Genomic DNA, 16,149 nt, shown 5'->3' on the forward strand with positions numbered 1-16,149 from the left:
GGGCAAGCCCCCACACATTTGGACTGTGTTTGTTCAGGGAAACCGCATAAAGAAAAGGCCTGGCTTTTCGTGGAGCCGGGCCTTTTCCGTGTTGCTCGTTTATCAGCTGCGCTCGAGGGCCAGGGCTACGCCTTGGCCGCCACCGATGCACAGGGTCGCCAGGCCTTTCCTGGCATCGCGCCTGATCATTTCATGCAGCAGGGTGACCAGCACGCGGCAGCCTGACGCGCCGATGGGGTGGCCGATGGCGATGGCGCCGCCGTTGACGTTGACCTTGTCCGCATCCCACTCCAGCTCTTTGCCTACCGCCAGGGATTGCGCGGCAAAGGCTTCGTTGGCTTCGATCAGGTCCAGGTCGCCCAGGCTCCAACCGGCTTTGTCCAGGCAGCGGCGGGTGGCCGAGACCGGGCCGATGCCCATGATCGCCGGGTCGACGCCCGCGTTGGCGTAACTGGCGATACGGGCCAATACCGGCAAGCCGAGGGCCTTGGCCTTGTCGGCACTCATCAGCAGCACCGCAGCGGCGCCGTCATTCAGGCTGGAAGCATTACCGGCGGTGACGCTGCCGTCTTTCTTGAACGCCGGCTTGAGCTTGGCCAGGGATTCGGCGGTGGTGCCGGCGCGAGGTTGCTCATCGACGGCGAAGGCAATCGGGTCGCCCTTGCGCTGGGGAATCAGGATAGGTGTGATTTCGTCGACAAAACGCCCGGCCTCGATGGCGGCGGTGGCTTTCTGCTGGGAGGCGGCGGCGAAAGCATCCTGGGCTTCACGGCTGATGCCGTATTTGTCCACGAGGTTCTCGGCGGTGATGCCCATGTGATAGTCGTTGAACGCATCCCACAGGCCGTCGGTGATCATGCTGTCGATCATCTTGGCGTGGCCCATGCGCAAGCCCGTGCGCGCAGCAGGCAGTACGTAGGGTGCCAGGCTCATGTTCTCCATGCCGCCGGCGATGATGACCTCGGCGTCACCGCAGCGGATGGCCTGGGCGCCCAGGTGCAGGGCTTTCAGGCCCGAGCCGCAGACTTTGTTCAGGGTCAGGCTCGGCACGGCGTGGGGCAGGCCGGCGAGGATCGAGGCCTGGCGCGCGGGGTTCTGGCCGGAACCCGCGGTGAGTACCTGGCCGAGAATGACTTCATCGACTTGAGCCGGGTCCAGGCCGGTCTGCTCCAGCAGGCGACGGATCACGGCGGCGCCCAGTTCCGGTGCCGGAATGCTTGCCAGCGAACCTTGAAAGCTGCCCACGGCGGTGCGGGTGGCAGCAACAATCACGACGTCTTGCATGGAATCTGTCCTCACTGGAAGTGCATTTCTGGAACGTGGTCCGGGACGATCAGTTTACCGGCGGTCTTGCTCACAATCTCTTCAACGCTGACGCCAGGTGCGCGTTCCTTGAGGACAAAAGCGCCATTTTCGATTTCCAGGTACGCCAGGTCCGTCAGTACGCGCTTGATGCAGTTGGCGCCGGTCAGCGGCAGGCTGCATTGGCTGAGCAACTTGGACTCACCGTCCTTGGAGGCGTGGGTCATGATCACGATGATGTTTTCCGCACCGGCCACCAGGTCCATGGCGCCGCCCATGCCCTTGACCAGTTTGCCGGGGATCATCCACGAGGCGATGTTGCCGTGTACGTCCACTTCAAAGGCGCCGAGCACGGTGAGGTCGACGTGGCCGCCGCGAATCATCGCGAAGGATTCGGCGGAGGAGAAGATCGAGGCGCCGATGCGCGCCGTCACAGTCTGTTTGCCGGCGTTGATCATGTCGGCATCGATGGTGTCTTCGGTAGGAAACGGACCCATGCCGAGCAGGCCGTTTTCCGACTGCAGCATGACTTCCATGCCTTCGGGGATGTAGTTGGCCACCAGGGTCGGAATGCCGATGCCCAGGTTGACGTAGAAACCGTCCTGCATTTCGCGGGCGACGCGTTGAGCCATTTGTTCGCGGGTAAGAGCCATTTTATGAGTCCTTATTGTTCGGGCTGGAGGCGGATTATTTGCGCACGGTGCGCTGTTCGATGCGCTTCTCGAACGTGCCGCAGATGATCCGGTCGACGTAGATGCCAGGGGTGTGGATCTGCGCCGGGTCCAGCTCGCCCGGTTCGACGATTTCCTCGACCTCGACCACGGTGATCCTGCCGGCGGTGGCGGCCAGCGGGTTGAAGTTCTGGGCGGTGTGGCGATAGATGACGTTGCCGAAGTGGTCGGCTTTCCAACCTTTGACGATGGCGAAGTCGCCGGTGATGGATTCTTCCATCAGGTACGGGCGACCGTTGAATTCGCGGGTTTCCTTGCCTTCGGCCACCGGAGTACCGACGCCGGTGGCGGTGAAGAAGGCGGGGATACCGGCGCCGCCTGCGCGCATTTTTTCCGCCAGGGTGCCTTGGGGGGTGAGGACCACTTCGATTTCGCCGCTGAGCAACTGCTTCTCGAACAGGGCGTTTTCACCGACGTAGGAAGCGATCACCTTGCTGATCTGCTTTTCTTCCAGCAGCACACCCAGGCCAAAGCCGTCGACGCCGCAGTTATTGGAAACCACGGTGAGGTCACGGGTGCCTTTGCGCTTGATCTCATTGATGAGGTTTTCCGGAATGCCGCACAGGCCGAAACCACCGGAGAGCACGGTCATGCCGTCTTCCAGGCCTGCCAGTGCTTCCTCGTAGGACGCCACGCGTTTATCGAAACCTGCCATATGCACCTCTTTTATTGTTTGTGGGCCAGCCAATGAATCGAGTGTTGCGCCGACGGATTGATTTGTTAAGTTGTTTTTTAAGGTTGATTGATTTAGAAAACAGCATAGTCAACCCGCCGCCCGGAGTAGCGCCATGACCGTTAAACAGATGCGTGCCTTTCTGGCCGTGGCCCAAAGCCTGAGTTTTGCCGCCGCCTGCGAGCGCCTGCACCTCTCTCAATCGGCGTTGAGCCTGACCATCAAAGGCTTGGAGGAAGGGCTGGGCGGGCGCTTGTTCAGCCGCAATACGCGCAACGTGGCGCTCACGCCCGAGGGCGAATCCCTGCTGCCCCTGGCCCGTCGGCTGATGGCCGATTGGGACAATGCCGAGGACGAGCTGCGTCAGCTGTTCACCCTGCAACGCGGGCGGGTGACCGTGGCGGCGATGCCGTCGTTTGCCGGCAACCTGCTGCCGCCGATCCTGAAGATATTCCGCGCACGTTACCCCCAGGTGAACGTGACGGTGCATGACTTGATCAACGAGCAAGTGCTGGAGATGGTTCGCGACCGCCATGTGGAACTGGGCGTGGCGTTTGAACCCTCGGAAGGCTCGTCGCTGGCCTTTACACCGTTGTACCTGGACCGCTTCATTGCGGTGGTGCCCGGTGATTCACTGCTGGCACAGTGTGCCGAGGTCGACTGGAAAACCTTGCTGGAGCACCCGTTCATTACGTTGCAGCGGCCTTCCACGGTGCGGGTGATGCTGGAGGAGCACCTGGGGGCCTTGAAGATGAAGCTGCCGGTGGCCTTGGAGAGCCATCAATTGGCAACCGTGGGCAAGATGGTCGCCAGCGGCCTGGGTGTCAGCGCCGTACCGGCCTTGTGTGCGCAGCAGATGCAGGAGGCGGGGGCGCATTGCATCACCTTGACCGATCCGGTGATCGAGCGGCCGATTGGTGTGCTGACCAAGCCTGGGCATGAACTGTCAGCGGCGGCGCAGGTGTTGTTTGATATTTTTCGGGATGAGGCGGGGAAGGGCAGGTTTCCGGCGGTGTTATAAAACAGGTATTAAAAAGCCCGCTCGAATAGACCAGCGGGCTTAAATTTAAAGGTGCACTGTTATCAGCAGTATCTATCAATCACTTTAACGTGCGATTGGCCTTTGAGGTTCTGCCATTCGGTATTAAGTGTGTGGAATACTTGCTCGATAAAGTTGCGATCGGCCGCGGCCTTCTTGCCGACATAACCCTGGCCACGGCGGTACATCTTCAGGCGCGCCGCCAGTTCACGGTTATTGCGGTCGAACTCGGCTTCTTCAGTGTGGGGCGCCAGGCAGTCGATTTGCACTTCGCCCGATTTGCCAATCCACAGGATATGGTCGTCGAGTGTGTCTTTCTGCGCTGCGAACATCTCAGCCAATTCATCGATAGTTGGTTGGTTGTTCAGATTCATGTGTAAGCCCCTTGACCAGTTGGCGATCTATCAGTTGATTCCGTTAAAACTGCTTAGTTGTCTCCGGCTTGGAAAACCGGGCGTCAGTGACGGTCTGCCGAATACGGGCAGGGTCTTGAACCTGATGCATGTAGTCTTGCTGATGAACTGCTACGCAATGGTTTCATAACGAAGACAAGCCGCATTTGAGCGCCTTGTACCGATCATTTCGGGTCGGTCAGCTTCATCAATCTGCCTTGTGGGCAGTGCACATCCGGAAAAAACAGCTCGGCGGTCAGACGAGCTTGTTCAAAACGCTTGTTACCAACGCTCCCGATCCGGGAGACGTCTAGATCATGCAAGGACAAAAAGGTTACGTCAACGCTTATGTAGTGATTATTTTTGATCACTACATAATTCGTCGTGGCTATGGGGAGATACGGCAAATGCGTGACTCGAGCGTCATTTTTTGCGCTGGACGGTCGCTATGGCTGAGGAGGGGTTGACTGCAGGCGGTCTGCCAACAAGGGCAGAAGCTGTTCGCACGAGGTTTCGATCTTTACCTGCAACAACTCATCACCCCGGGTCTTGCCCAGGTTGATGGCGATCACCGGCTTGCCCTGTTCGACCATTGCCTTGCACAGGCGAAATGCGGAGTAAGCCATCAGCGATGAACCTACCACCAGCAGCCCCTCGGCATGCGCTACCGCCGCCATCGCCCTGGCCGCCGTCGCCGGTGCGACGTTCTCGCCAAAAAACACCACGTCCGGTTTCAGTCGCTCACCCTGGCAATGGGGGCAGCGGGGGACCTGGAAGCGCTCTTCAAACGCGGGGTCGAGCAAGGTGTCACCATCAGGCGCCTGTACCGCATGGACTTGCGCCAGGTACGGGTTATCGATTTCCATCTGGCGCTGGATCAGGTCGCGGGTGCTGTGCAACTGGCAATCCAGGCACAGCACCCGGTGCAGGCTGCCGTGCAATTCAATCACGTCATGGCTGCCGGCCTGGTCATGCAAGGTGTCGACGTTTTGCGTGATCAGGCCGCTGATGTGCTGGCGTTGTTGCAAGGTCGCCAGCGCCCGGTGAGCGTTGTTCGGCTGGGCGATACGTACCCTCGGCCACCCCAGCATCGCCCGTGCCCAATAGCGCCGCCGCGCCTGGGCAGTGGCGAGGAACTCCTGGTACATCATTGGCGCCTTGCCCCGGCGCACGCCTTCGCTGTCGCGGTAGTCGGGGATTCCCGACGACGTGCTGATGCCCGCACCGGTCAATACCAGGAAGCGCCGTTCGGCCATGGCGCGGTGCAGGGTGTCGAGGTGGTCCTGTTGATGTTCCAGGGTGTCGAGCATGGGGTCCCCTATTCGCCGCGGATGTACTGCTCCAACTGCTTGATCAGGTCTGCCTGTTCGGCGATGGCTTCCTTGACCAGGTCACCGATGGAGAGCAGGCCCAGCAGTTTGCCGTCTTCGACCACCGGCAGGTGGCGCAGGTGACTGTCGGTCATGATGTTCATGCACGCTTCGACACTTTTATGAGTATCGACGGTGATCACCGGCGAGCTCATGACCTCATGGACCTTTGTAGTGACCGACGATAGGCCCTTGAGCATTATTTTGCGTGCGTAATCGCGTTCGCTGATGATCCCCACCACCGTGCCTTCCTTGACCACCGGCAAGGCGCCGACGTTTTTCTCCGACATCCGCACCAGCGCCTCAAACACAGTGTGGTCCCATTGGATGGTGTGGACGTCCTGGTTTTTCTGGTCCTTGGCTTTGAGCAATTGTGCGACGGTTTTCATGGCGGCCACTCCGGTGTTGTTGTTATCCCCTACAGAATCCTAGACGGCACTCGCCGGGGCAAGGTCCAATGCGGCGTTAAACCCGTCGAAAAACGTCATTCGCCGGTTTTTTTCGCCTTTCACCCGGTTTTTTTCGGTTTCCTGGCGCGCTCTGGGCCAGTGGCGGTCTTGCGAGGGGCCGACTTGCGCTTCTTTTTCCACGGCGCAGCACCTCGGCCCGGCGGGCTGGCCGGCCCGCTGATGGTCATGCGCATGCCGTTGCAACGGGCCACTTGCTTGCTCATCCACGCCGCCTGCTTGGCGACGAATTCTTCCAGGCTCATCTCACCGCTTTGCACCATGTCCAGCGCTTGCTCCCAGATCGCGGTGGTGCCGGGGTCGGCAATGGCGCGGGGCACCGCGTCGATCAGGCTGAAGGCTGCCGGGGTGGCCGACAGCGCCTTGCCGTTCTTCACCAGGTAACCGCGGTCGAGCAACCCCTGGATAATCCCCGCACGGGTGGCTTCGGTGCCGATGCCGGTGGTGTCCTTGAGCTTTTGCTTGAGCAGCGGGTCTTCCACCAGCTTGGCGACGTTTTTCATCGCCTTGATCAGGTCGCCCTCGGTGAAGGGCTTGGGTGGCTGGGTCCACAGGTCCTTGAGGTTGACCTTGACCACGGCGTAATCCTGGCCCTGCACCAGTGTCGGCAAGGCCTGGGGCGCCGGTGCTTCTCGGCCCTTCGCCGGTGCCAGGGCTTCGGGCAAGGCACGTTTCCAGCCCGGCTCGATCACCACTTTGCCCACCGCACGCAACGCCTGGCCCGCACAGTCGAAATCCGCCTGGGTGCGATCGTATTCATGGTTGGGCAGGAACTGCGCCAGGTAACGCGCGCGAATCAAGGTGTAGACCGCACGGTGCTTGCCGTTGAGTTGGCCGACGTCCTTGCCGGCGCCGGTGGGAATGATGCCGTGGTGCGCGCTGACCTTGGCATCGTTCCAGGCCCGTGAGCGGCGTTGGGGATCGATATGCGGCATCAGCTCATGGACTGCCGCATCCCCACGGCCCAATGCGGCGAGAATCTTCGGCGCCTCGCTGTGCTGGCTCAATGGCAGGTAACCACAGTCACTGCGGGGGTAGGTGATGACCTTGTGGGTTTCGTAGAGGGATTGGGCGATATCCAGGGTTTCCTGGGCGCCGAGGCCGAGTTTCTTCGAGCAGATCTCCTGCAGGGTGCCGAGGTCGAAGGGCAGGGGCGCCACCTCGCGCATGCGTTCGGTGCGCAGCTTGATCAGGCGTGCGCCGGCGGCGTTGGTCATGGCGTCGGCAGCGTCCCGGGCCAGCTGCGGGTTAAGGCAGCGGCCCTGGTCGTCACAGGCATCTTCAGTCGCGCGCCATTGTGCGGTAAACGTCATGGATTGGTGGCGCAGGTCCACATCGATGGCCCAGTACGCCACGGGCACGAAGTCGGCGATGCTGCGGTCGCGGTCCACCACCAGGCGCAAGGTCGGTGTTTGCACCCGGCCCACCGGCAGCACGCCCTGATAGCCGGATTGACGCCCCAGCAGGGTAAACAGGCGACTCATGTTCATGCCGATCAGCCAGTCGGCGCGGGAGCGGCCCAGGGCCGAGTGGTACAGGCTGAAGGTTTCGGCGCCGGGCTTGAGCGCCGCCAGGGCCTTGCGGATGGAGGCATCGTCCAGCGCCGACAGCCACAGCCGCTGGATCGGCCCGCGATAGCGGCAATGCTCGACCAGTTCGCGGGCGATCATCTCGCCTTCACGGTCGGCGTCGGTGGCGATCACCAGTTCCTGGGCTTCCCCCAACAGGCGCTTGACGGCCTTGAACTGGCTGGCGGTCTTGGGCTTGACCAGCATCTTCCATTTTTCCGGGACGATCGGCAGGTCGGCCAGCACCCAGCGTTTGTATTTGGCGTCGTAGGCGTCGGGTGGGGCGGTTTCCAGCAGGTGGCCGATGCACCAGGTGACGGTGACCCCATTGCCCAACCAGCAACCGTCGCCACGGCGACCGGCGCCGAGCACGGCCGCAATGTCCTTGGCCTGGGAGGGTTTTTCACAGAGGTACAGCCGCATGGTCATCACATCAGATCGGGTTGATGCTTTGCAGGATGCTCAGTCAGAGGAATTTGAGCAACTATTATCTGTATGGATGTACAGCAATTCGTGTAAGCGTTGCGGAAATAAATGTGGGAGGGGGCTTGCTCCCGATAGCGCCATATCAGTCAACGCAACTGTGACTGAACCACCGCTATCGGGAGCAAGCCCCCTCCCACAAGGGATCTCCTGTGTTCAGGCGATCGGTTTAATTGTTGTCGAGATCCACATGCCGCGTTTCTTTAAGGCAAAACAATCCGACAATCAGGCTCACCCCCGTCACCACCACCGGGTACCACAAGCCATAGAAGATATCCCCGGTGTACACCACCAGCGCAAACGACACGGTCGGCAGGAACCCGCCAAACCAGCCGTTACCGATGTGGTAGGGCAGGGACATCGAGGTGTAGCGGATACGCGTTGGAAACAGTTCCACCATCAGCGCCGCCAGCGGGCCGTAGCACATGGCGGCGATCAGGATCAGCACCACGATCAGCACCACCACCATGACCTTGTTGACCTGGGCCACATCCGCAGAAGTCGGGTAGCCGGCCAGGGCCACTGCACCGCGCAGCGCTGCCTCGTCGAAGCCGTCGATGCGCACTTCACCCACGCTGACCTGCACCGGGCTGCCGGCCGGGGCGGCGGCACTGCTGTAAGGCAGGCCTTGCTTGACCAGGAAGGTCTTGACCTTGTCGCACGGGCTGTCAAATTTTGCCTTGCCTACCGGATCGAACTGGAAAGTACAGGTGGCCGGGTCGGCCAGCACGGTGATCGGTGCCTGGCGGCTGGCCTGGTCCATCGCCGGGTTGGTGTAGTGTGCCAGGCCTTTGAAGATCGGGAAGTACAGCGCAGTGGCCAGCAGCAAGCCAAGCATCAGCACCGGCTTGCGACCCACCTTGTCGGACAGCCAGCCAAAGAAGATAAAGAACGGCGCGCCGATCACCACGCTGATAATCAGCAGCATGTTGGCCAGGGCAGGGTCCATCCGCAGGAACTGCGTGAGGAAGAACAACACGTAAAACTGCGCCGCGTAGAAGGTCACCGCCTGGCCGCCGTTGATGCTGAACAAGGCGATCAACACGACCTTGAGGTTTTCCCACTTGCCGAAGGATTCACGGATGGGCGCCTTGCTGGCCTTGCCTTCCTCTTTCATCTTCAGGAACGCCGGCGATTCATGCAGGCTCATGCGGATCCACGTCGAGATGCCCAGCAGCACGATGGAGAACAGGAACGGTATACGCCAGCCCCAGACTTCGAACTGATCGCCGGTGAAGTACCGGCATGCCAGCACCACCAGCAACGACAGCAGCAAACCGAGGGTCGCGGTGGATTGAATCCAGCTGGTGTTGAGGCCGCGTTTGCCGGCCGGCGCATGCTCGGCCACATAGGTGGCCGCACCGCCGTACTCGCCGCCCAATGCCAGGCCTTGCAGCATGCGCAGCACGATCAGGATGATCGGCGCCGCGATGCCGATGCTGGCGTAGGTTGGCAGCAGGCCGACGCAGAAGGTCGCCACGCCCATCAGGATGATGGTCACCAGGAACGTGTACTTGCGCCCGATCATGTCGCCCAGGCGGCCGAACACCAGCGCGCCGAACGGGCGCACCACAAAGCCGGCCGCGAAGGCCATCAAGGCAAAGATAAACGCCGTGGTGTCGTTGACCCCGGCAAAGAACTGCTTGCTGATTACCGCCGCCAGGGCGCCGTAGAGGAAAAAGTCATACCACTCGAACACCGTCCCCAGGGACGAGGCGAAGATGACTTTTCTTGATTCGTTACCGGTGCTCGCGTTGGTGGCCGAGCCCAGGGTTTGAGCATGTTCTGACATCGGGAAGCCCTCACAGTGATTATTTATTGTTGTTCCACTGTCGGCGCCAGGTTTGGCGCCGCTATTCAGATTGCATGAACCAGTTCTTTCTCCGGGGCGAGACTCCTTGTGTTCGGCGAAAGGATCAGCTGCGCGGCTTTTTCCGCGATCATCAGCGTCGGTGAACAGGTATTGCCGGAGGTAATGCGCGGCATGACCGAGGCATCGGCGATACGCAGGCCGGGCACGCCATGCACGCGCAACTGGGCGTCGACCACCGCGTCTTTATCGCTGCCCATGCGACAGGTGCCGACCGGATGGAAGATCGTCGTGCCGATACGCGCGGCGGCTTCGTGCAGTTGTTCTTCGGTTTGCAGCGAATCACCCGGCAGGTATTCCACCGGCTTGAACTGGCTCAGGGCCGGTGCGGCGACGATGCGTCGGGTCAGGCGAATCGCGTCGGCGGCCACCCGCAGGTCCTCCGGGTGGCTGAGGTAGTTGGGCCGGATCAGCGGCGCATCCGCCGGGTTGGCCGAGCGGATATCGATGCGGCCACGGCTTTGCGGGCGCAGGTCGCAGACCGAGGCGGTAAACGCCGGGAACCCATGCAGCGGTTCGCCAAAGCGCTCCAGGGACAGCGGCTGCACGTGGTATTCGAGGTTGGCCGAGGTCTGTTCCAGGCCCGAGCGGGCAAACGCGCCGAGCTGGCTGGGCGCCATCGACAGCGGTCCGCTGCGGTCGTACAGGTAGCGCAGGCCCATGCCCATCTTGCCCCATACGGTACCGGCGATCTGGTTCAGGGTGCGGGCGTTTTCCAGCTTGTAGATCAGCCGCAATTGCAGATGATCCTGCAAGTTGCCGCCGACCCCTGGCAGTTCATGCAGCACATCGATGCCCAACGGCTTGAGCACGCTGGACGGGCCGATGCCCGAGCGTTGCAGGATGCCCGGCGAGCCCACGGAGCCGGCGCACAGTACGATTTCCTTGCGCGCCTTCCAGCTCACTGGCTGGCCGTTTTGACGCCCGATCACGGCCGAGGCGCGGCCGTTTTCCAGGACCACGCGGTCTACCTCGACCTCGGTCAGCACGGTGAGATTGGGACGCTGGCGAATCGGCTTGAGAAACGCCTTGGCCGCGTTCCAGCGCACCCCGGCCTTCTGGTTGACCTGGAAGTAGCCGCAGCCTTCGTTATCGCCTTGATTGAAGTCGCTGATACTGGAGATGCCGCTTTGCGCTGCCGCCTCACGAAACGCATCGAGGATCGGCCAGGACAGCCGTTGCTGCTCAACCCGCCATTCGCCGCCATCGCTGTGGAATTCCGAGCTGCCGGCAAAGTGGTTTTCGCTCTGCTTGAACAGCGGCAGCACGTCTTTCCAGGCCCAGCCATCGTTGCCTGCCGCCGCCCAGCCATCGTAGTCCTGGGCCTGGCCGCGCATGTAGATCATGCCATTGATGGACGAGCAGCCGCCGAGCACCTTGCCCCGAGGGTAGCTCAGCGCACGGCCTTGCAGGCCTTCCTGGGCTTCGGTCTTGAAGCACCAGTCGGTGCGCGGGTTGCCGATGCAGAACAGGTAGCCGACGGGGATATGGATCCAGGGGTAGTTGTCGCGGCCACCGGCTTCAAGCAGCAGCACGCGGTGGGCGGGGTTGGCGGACAGTCGATTGGCGAGCAGGCAGCCTGCGGGGCCGGCGCCTACTACCACATAATCGTATTCAGCAGCTGCAATGGGCATCTGAGGTCTCGCTTGTTTTTCTTATTGGCTCCATCCTAGTTGTTAGTTTTCGTCTTAAAAATGTTAGTTTTTACCCAGCTGCTGTGCGTTTTTAAACAGCGCTATCCGGGCCATGCAATGGAGGCGACATGTTCGACTGGAATGACCTGCGGTATTTTCTGGAGTTGCAGCGCAGCGGCCGCCTGCTCACCGCCGCGCAGCGCCTGAAAACCACGCACGCCACGGTGGCCCGGCATATCGAAGCCATCGAGAAGAGCCTCGGCACCGCGCTGTTCGTGCAGCACGCCCAGGGCTACGAACTGACCCCCGCCGGCGAAGCCCTGCTCAAACACGCCGAGGCCATGGAAAACGTCGCGCTGCTGGCCGAGGACGAATTGACCCACGCCGCTGCGCCCCTGGGCAAGATCCGCCTCGGGGTGGCCGAAGGGTTGGGGGTGATGTTCCTTGCCGGCCGCATGGGCGGGCTGTTCGAACGTTATCCCGGCCTGGAAGTGGAACTGCTTGCCGTGCCGCGTTTCGTCAGCATCCTCAACCGCGAGGCGGAAATCAGCATCCACCTCGAACGCCCCAGCGTCGATCAACTGGTCACGCGCAAACTCACCGATTACCGCCTGGCGCTCTACGCCAGCCGTGCCTACCTGGCGCGCACCCCTCCGATAGAAAAACGCGAAGATCTCGCGGCCCATTCATGGATCGATTATGTCGACGACCTGCTGTTCAGCCAGGAGCTGAAGTTCCTCAGCAGTTTCTGCCGTAACCCCAAGGTGGTGTTCCACAGCACCAGCGTCATCGCCCAACACCAGGCCGCACGCTCCGGATTGGGGATTGCGGTGTTGCCGTGCTTTATGGCGTCGGGCGACCCGCAGTTGGTGCCGTTGCTGCCGGGGGAGGGGATCCAGCGCAGCTACTGGATCAGCTCGCGCCGGGAGTTGCACAAGTCGGTGCGGTTGCGGGTGCTGTGGGACTACGTGGTGGAATTGTGCGCGCGGGAGCAGCCACTGTTGCTGGGCGAATCCAACGGATGAAACCCTTCCATAGTGATCTGCGGTGTTGGTTGAATCGGGTTAATCCCTCAATTCGAATTCGGCACTGCCCAATCGCTCTCCATTTACCAGCACATGCACCGCATGCCTGCCGGGATAGTGCTTGCGTGTGGTCAACGCGCGAATATGCTGCTCGCGGCGGAGGTTCTGTCGTTCACCCGCGCCCAGCGTAAACGCCTTGAGCTTGAACACCTTGGCCGCGCTGTGACCGGCGCTTTTGACGTAATCGATGGCGTAGTCGACCACCAGTTTTTGCGCCGTGGCGGCGGTGGATTCCAGGCTGAATGACAGGGTGATCCGCTCGCCCAGGGTGATCACCGCCGGCGTCACGCTCAGGTGATGGAGCTTCACCTCGGCCTTGGCGCCTGCGCCCATGATCGTCAGCGCGCGGGTGTTGCCCTGCTTGATCAGGCTGCGCAGCGCATGGCGGGCGATCCAGGCGGTGTGCGGGTTATCCAGGTTCCAGCCTTCGATCAGGCTGAGCACCCAATCCGGGTGGTCCTTGGTGATGTCGTTGAGGTGGTTGGCCACGGATTTGCGTACGTAGAGGCTGCTGTCGGCCTTGAGGTTGTCGAGGATCGGCGCACACAGTTCGGGGTTGGCCTGCACCTTGGCCAGGCGAAACGACCACGGCAAGCGCGGACGCGAGCCTTCGCTGGCGAGGCGGCGTACGTGATCGTTTTCATCCAGCGACCAGGTTTGCATGACCGCCAGGGTGCGTTCGAAGTCGTGGAGCAAGAAGGGTCTTATGGCGAACTCAGCCGAGCCGAAGGGGGTGAAGTATTTGAGCGCGGCCATGGAGCGCGTGAAGTCAGCCAGGCCGTAGCTCGCCACGTAGTGCGGCAGGCACAGGCTGACAAACCCGCTGTTCAGGCGCGGCGCCAGGGCGTAGAGCAGCTTGAGGGTCTGGGCATAGTCCAGCGGGATCACCGCGTGCAGGCTTTCGCTGACCCGCGCCACACGCTGCATTACCGATAATTCGGCGAGCCCGGCCTTGGCGTGCTGGAGAAACCCCTTGGCGTCGAACGCCGGGTACACCGCTGTCATCTCGCTGGCGATGTGTTGCAGGCGTTCGAGGTTGAAGATGTCCTTGAGGGCCGGGGCGCTTTGGTCGGTCATCGGTTATTCCGTCGTTAGAGAAACCAGCGGTATTCCCGCGCATGGATCTCTTGTTGAAAGGCCAGGTGATCCTGGCGTTTGTTCTCGCAGTACACGTCGACAAATTCGGCGCCCAGCTTATCGCGCACTACCGGCTGATGCTGCATGGCGCGCACGGCATCGAGCATTTCCACAGGGAAATCGGTGCCGCTGCTGCGGTCCTCGTTCAGTGGCGCGATAGGTTCTTGCCTGGCTTCAAGACCATGTTCAAGGCCGACCAGGATCGCCGCCAGCACCAGATACGGATTGGCGTCGGCACTGGCCAAGCGATGCTCGATCCTCAGGTTGCGCGGGTCTGACTCGGGGATGCGCACGCACGCATCGCGGTCTTCAAACCCCCAGCAGGCGCGGGTGGCCGCGTTGACCGTACCCCCCAGGCGGCGGAAGGCATTGTGGTTGGGCGAGAAGATCGGCATGCAGTGGGGCAGCAATTCCAGGCAACCGGCCACGGCGTGGCGCAGGGGTTGCTGCTGGTGCGCCGCGAGCAGGTTGTTACCCGCGCCGTCATACAGGCTGACATGCACATGCATGCCGCTGCCGGGAAATTGCAGGTAAGGCTTGGCCATGAAGCTGGCGCGGTAGCCGTGCTTGAGCGCCACGCCGCGGGTGCTGCGGCAGAACAGGGCCGCCCAGTCGGCGGCGCGCAGGCCGTCGTCGAGGTGGCCGAAATTGATCTCGAACTGGCCGGGGCCGAGTTCGGCGGTGATCACTGTGATGTCGATGCCCTGGTCCTTGGCGGTCTGCGCCATGTCGTCCAGCACCTCGCTGAAGCGCGACAGCCGTTCGATATGCAGGTTGGGCTGGTCGTCGGAGTCATCGCTGAGCGGGTCGCGGGCGAATTGCGGCAGGCCGTTGTCGAGTTTTTTGTCGAACAGGTAGAACTCCAGTTCGAAGGCCACCACCGGGTGAATGCCTTTGTGGTGCAGGCGCTCCAGCACCTTGGCCAGGACTTCGCGAGGTTCGAATTCGATCGGCGCCTCGGTGCCGTCCGAGGTGATCAACATCTGTCCCAGCGGCTGCGACTCCCAGCTCACCGGCTTGAGCGTGCCCGGTACCAGGCGGCGGTTGGCGTCCGGGTCGCCATCGTGGAAGCAGTAGTCGCCGATCTTGAACAGCCCGCCCTGAACCCCCAGCAGCACGGCGTTCTGCGGCAGCTTCAAGGGGCTGCCGGCGGCGACCTTTTCCAGCATCTCGATGGGGTAGCGCTTGCCGTAGAAATGCCCGGGGATGTCCAGGGCGATCAGGTCGACATAGCGCACGTCGGGATGGTTCTGGCGAAAGGTCCGTACTTCGGCCAGTAACGTGGAGGCTTGGCTTTTCACGGGTGTTGCTCCTAGTTGTAAACCCACAGCACGCGGGCGGGCAGGTCGGTGAGGTTGGCGTAGCGGCAGTGGGCGAAACTGGCCAGGTGGAAGCTGTCACCGGGGCCGAGGGTGACCGAATCGGCCTCGCCCTCTACCCACAGCGTCAATTCGCCTTCCAGTACAAATCCGGCCTGCTCGGCGCGGTCGCTCATGGTCTGTTCACCGCTGTTGGCGCCGGGTGCCAGCAGGCTGTCGAGCATCGAGAAGGCGCCATTCATGCTGGGGGACACCAGGATGTCGGTGATGCCGTTGGCGTAGTACACCGTACGACGTTCGTTGGGGCGGGTGACCCAGCTCACGGCCTTGGGTTTGGACAGGCTGTAGAAATAGGTGGTGGGCACATCGAGGGCATGGCTGATGGCGGTGAGATCCGCCACGGTCGGACGCGACAAACCCCTTTCCACCTGGGACAGGAAGCCCACCGAACGCTCGATCTTCTGTGCGAGTTGGGCGAGGGTAAGCTTCTTGTACTTGCGCAGGTCGTGGATCAGGATCGCCAGGGCGTCGAGTTCTTCTTGCTGGTTCATGAAATTTATATCTAATAATTTCATGAAAAATTACAGGATTAATTTCATAAGGGCAATGGGGGCACGCGTAAGTCCGCTCACCACAGGGAGATTTGTCAGGGTCTGAAAAGTTGTGTAGATACCTATGCTCATCACAGGGGATCAAGGTTCAACAGGCTGAATGATTTCATGCGCCTGCGGTCGGAACCTGGGTACGCATCATTCATTGAAGGAGCACCCATGAAGTCCAAAACCCTCGCTGCCTGTGTCCTGGTCGCCGCCAGCCTGTCCACCGCCAGCTTTGTCGTGCAGGCCGGCGATACCCCCCAGGAAACCGTGCAGCCTTCGAACATCAATACCCGTGATTTGAAAGAAGGCGACCGTGCCCCGGACATCCTGATGCGCAAGGAGTCGGCGGTCAGCGACTGGAAGAAACGCGGTCTCAAGCAGCCTGAAGCCGACAGCCAGTGGGCCCGTGTGGGCGACAGGTTCGTGCTGCTCAAAACCACCAACGGCACCATCCTGGAGATCACGCCCGTCAAGAAATGA

Annotated in this window: 15 protein-coding genes; 3 read left to right on the forward strand and 12 right to left on the reverse strand. The window is 61.5% G+C overall.

Annotated features, from left to right (window positions below; all coding sequences use genetic code 11):
* Positions 1-102: 102 nt before the first annotated feature.
* Genes J1N02_RS24755 through J1N02_RS24765 form a run of 3 tightly spaced genes read right to left on the reverse strand, consistent with a single transcriptional unit; the run spans position 103 to position 2,688 of the window.
* A complete protein-coding gene (locus tag J1N02_RS24755) occupies positions 103-1,284 on the reverse strand; it encodes an acetyl-CoA C-acetyltransferase (RefSeq protein ID WP_098479931.1) in 1,182 nt (393 codons plus the stop codon).
* Between the two features lie 11 nt (positions 1,285-1,295).
* A complete protein-coding gene (locus J1N02_RS24760; protein WP_027603173.1) occupies positions 1,296-1,955 on the reverse strand; it encodes a CoA transferase subunit B in 660 nt (219 codons plus the stop codon).
* 34 nt (positions 1,956-1,989) lie between these two features.
* Positions 1,990-2,688 (reverse strand): CoA transferase subunit A, encoded by a 699-nt coding sequence (locus J1N02_RS24765; RefSeq protein WP_027603174.1) that lies wholly within the window; start codon positions 2,686-2,688, stop codon positions 1,990-1,992.
* 133 nt (positions 2,689-2,821) lie between these two features.
* On the opposite strand from J1N02_RS24765, the gene J1N02_RS24770 reads away from it, so the two are divergent.
* A complete protein-coding gene (locus J1N02_RS24770; protein ID WP_027603175.1) occupies positions 2,822-3,727 on the forward strand; it encodes a LysR family transcriptional regulator in 906 nt (301 codons plus the stop codon).
* 62 nt (positions 3,728-3,789) lie between these two features.
* Here the strand turns inward: J1N02_RS24770 and J1N02_RS24775 are convergent, their stop codons facing one another.
* The 6 genes from J1N02_RS24775 to J1N02_RS24800 form a co-directional block, all read right to left on the reverse strand.
* Positions 3,790-4,119: a hypothetical protein gene (locus J1N02_RS24775; RefSeq protein ID WP_016977362.1), complete on the reverse strand. Its 330-nt coding sequence runs from the start codon at positions 4,117-4,119 to the stop codon at positions 3,790-3,792.
* A 464-nt stretch (positions 4,120-4,583) separates the two neighbouring features.
* A complete protein-coding gene (locus J1N02_RS24780; protein WP_065927813.1) occupies positions 4,584-5,447 on the reverse strand; it encodes an NAD-dependent protein deacetylase in 864 nt (287 codons plus the stop codon).
* Positions 5,448-5,455: 8 nt separating this feature from the next.
* The gene (locus J1N02_RS24785; RefSeq protein WP_027603177.1) at positions 5,456-5,896 is read right to left on the reverse strand and encodes a CBS domain-containing protein; all 441 of its coding nucleotides are present in this window, start codon (positions 5,894-5,896) and stop codon (positions 5,456-5,458) included.
* A gap of 119 nt (positions 5,897-6,015) precedes the next feature.
* Positions 6,016-7,965 carry a DNA topoisomerase III gene (locus J1N02_RS24790; protein ID WP_419480297.1) on the reverse strand — a complete coding sequence of 650 codons (1,950 nt, stop codon included), beginning with the start codon at positions 7,963-7,965 and terminating at the stop codon, positions 6,016-6,018.
* Positions 7,966-8,194: 229 nt separating this feature from the next.
* The gene (locus J1N02_RS24795) at positions 8,195-9,817 is read right to left on the reverse strand and encodes an MFS transporter (RefSeq protein ID WP_027603179.1); all 1,623 of its coding nucleotides are present in this window, start codon (positions 9,815-9,817) and stop codon (positions 8,195-8,197) included.
* A 65-nt stretch (positions 9,818-9,882) separates the two neighbouring features.
* Positions 9,883-11,529, reverse strand: a complete 1,647-nt coding sequence (locus tag J1N02_RS24800; protein ID WP_092359254.1) for a GMC family oxidoreductase — start codon at positions 11,527-11,529, stop codon at positions 9,883-9,885.
* A 128-nt stretch (positions 11,530-11,657) separates the two neighbouring features.
* On the opposite strand from J1N02_RS24800, the gene J1N02_RS24805 reads away from it, so the two are divergent.
* Complete coding sequence (locus J1N02_RS24805) at positions 11,658-12,554, forward strand: LysR family transcriptional regulator (protein ID WP_027603181.1); 897 nt, start codon at positions 11,658-11,660, stop codon at positions 12,552-12,554.
* Between the two features lie 39 nt (positions 12,555-12,593).
* On the opposite strand, the gene J1N02_RS24810 is transcribed toward J1N02_RS24805, so the two are convergent.
* Genes J1N02_RS24810 through J1N02_RS24820 form a run of 3 tightly spaced genes read right to left on the reverse strand, consistent with a single transcriptional unit; the run spans position 12,594 to position 15,621 of the window.
* Positions 12,594-13,691: a DNA alkylation repair protein gene (locus J1N02_RS24810; RefSeq protein WP_092359252.1), complete on the reverse strand. Its 1,098-nt coding sequence runs from the start codon at positions 13,689-13,691 to the stop codon at positions 12,594-12,596.
* A 14-nt stretch (positions 13,692-13,705) separates the two neighbouring features.
* Entirely contained in the window at positions 13,706-15,052 is a 1,347-nt protein-coding gene (locus J1N02_RS24815) for a glutamine synthetase family protein (RefSeq protein ID WP_027603183.1), read from the reverse strand.
* A gap of 11 nt (positions 15,053-15,063) precedes the next feature.
* Positions 15,064-15,621, reverse strand: a complete 558-nt coding sequence (locus J1N02_RS24820) for a helix-turn-helix domain-containing protein (RefSeq protein ID WP_027603184.1) — start codon at positions 15,619-15,621, stop codon at positions 15,064-15,066.
* Positions 15,622-15,840: 219 nt separating this feature from the next.
* On the opposite strand from J1N02_RS24820, the gene J1N02_RS24825 reads away from it, so the two are divergent.
* Positions 15,841-16,149 (forward strand): RcnB family protein, encoded by a 309-nt coding sequence (locus tag J1N02_RS24825; protein ID WP_027603185.1) that lies wholly within the window; start codon positions 15,841-15,843, stop codon positions 16,147-16,149.

Origin of the sequence: Pseudomonas sp. NFX5, from assembly GCF_049132125.1 — a bacterium.
GTDB classification, from domain to species: Bacteria; Pseudomonadota; Gammaproteobacteria; order Pseudomonadales; family Pseudomonadaceae; genus Aquipseudomonas; species Aquipseudomonas marginalis.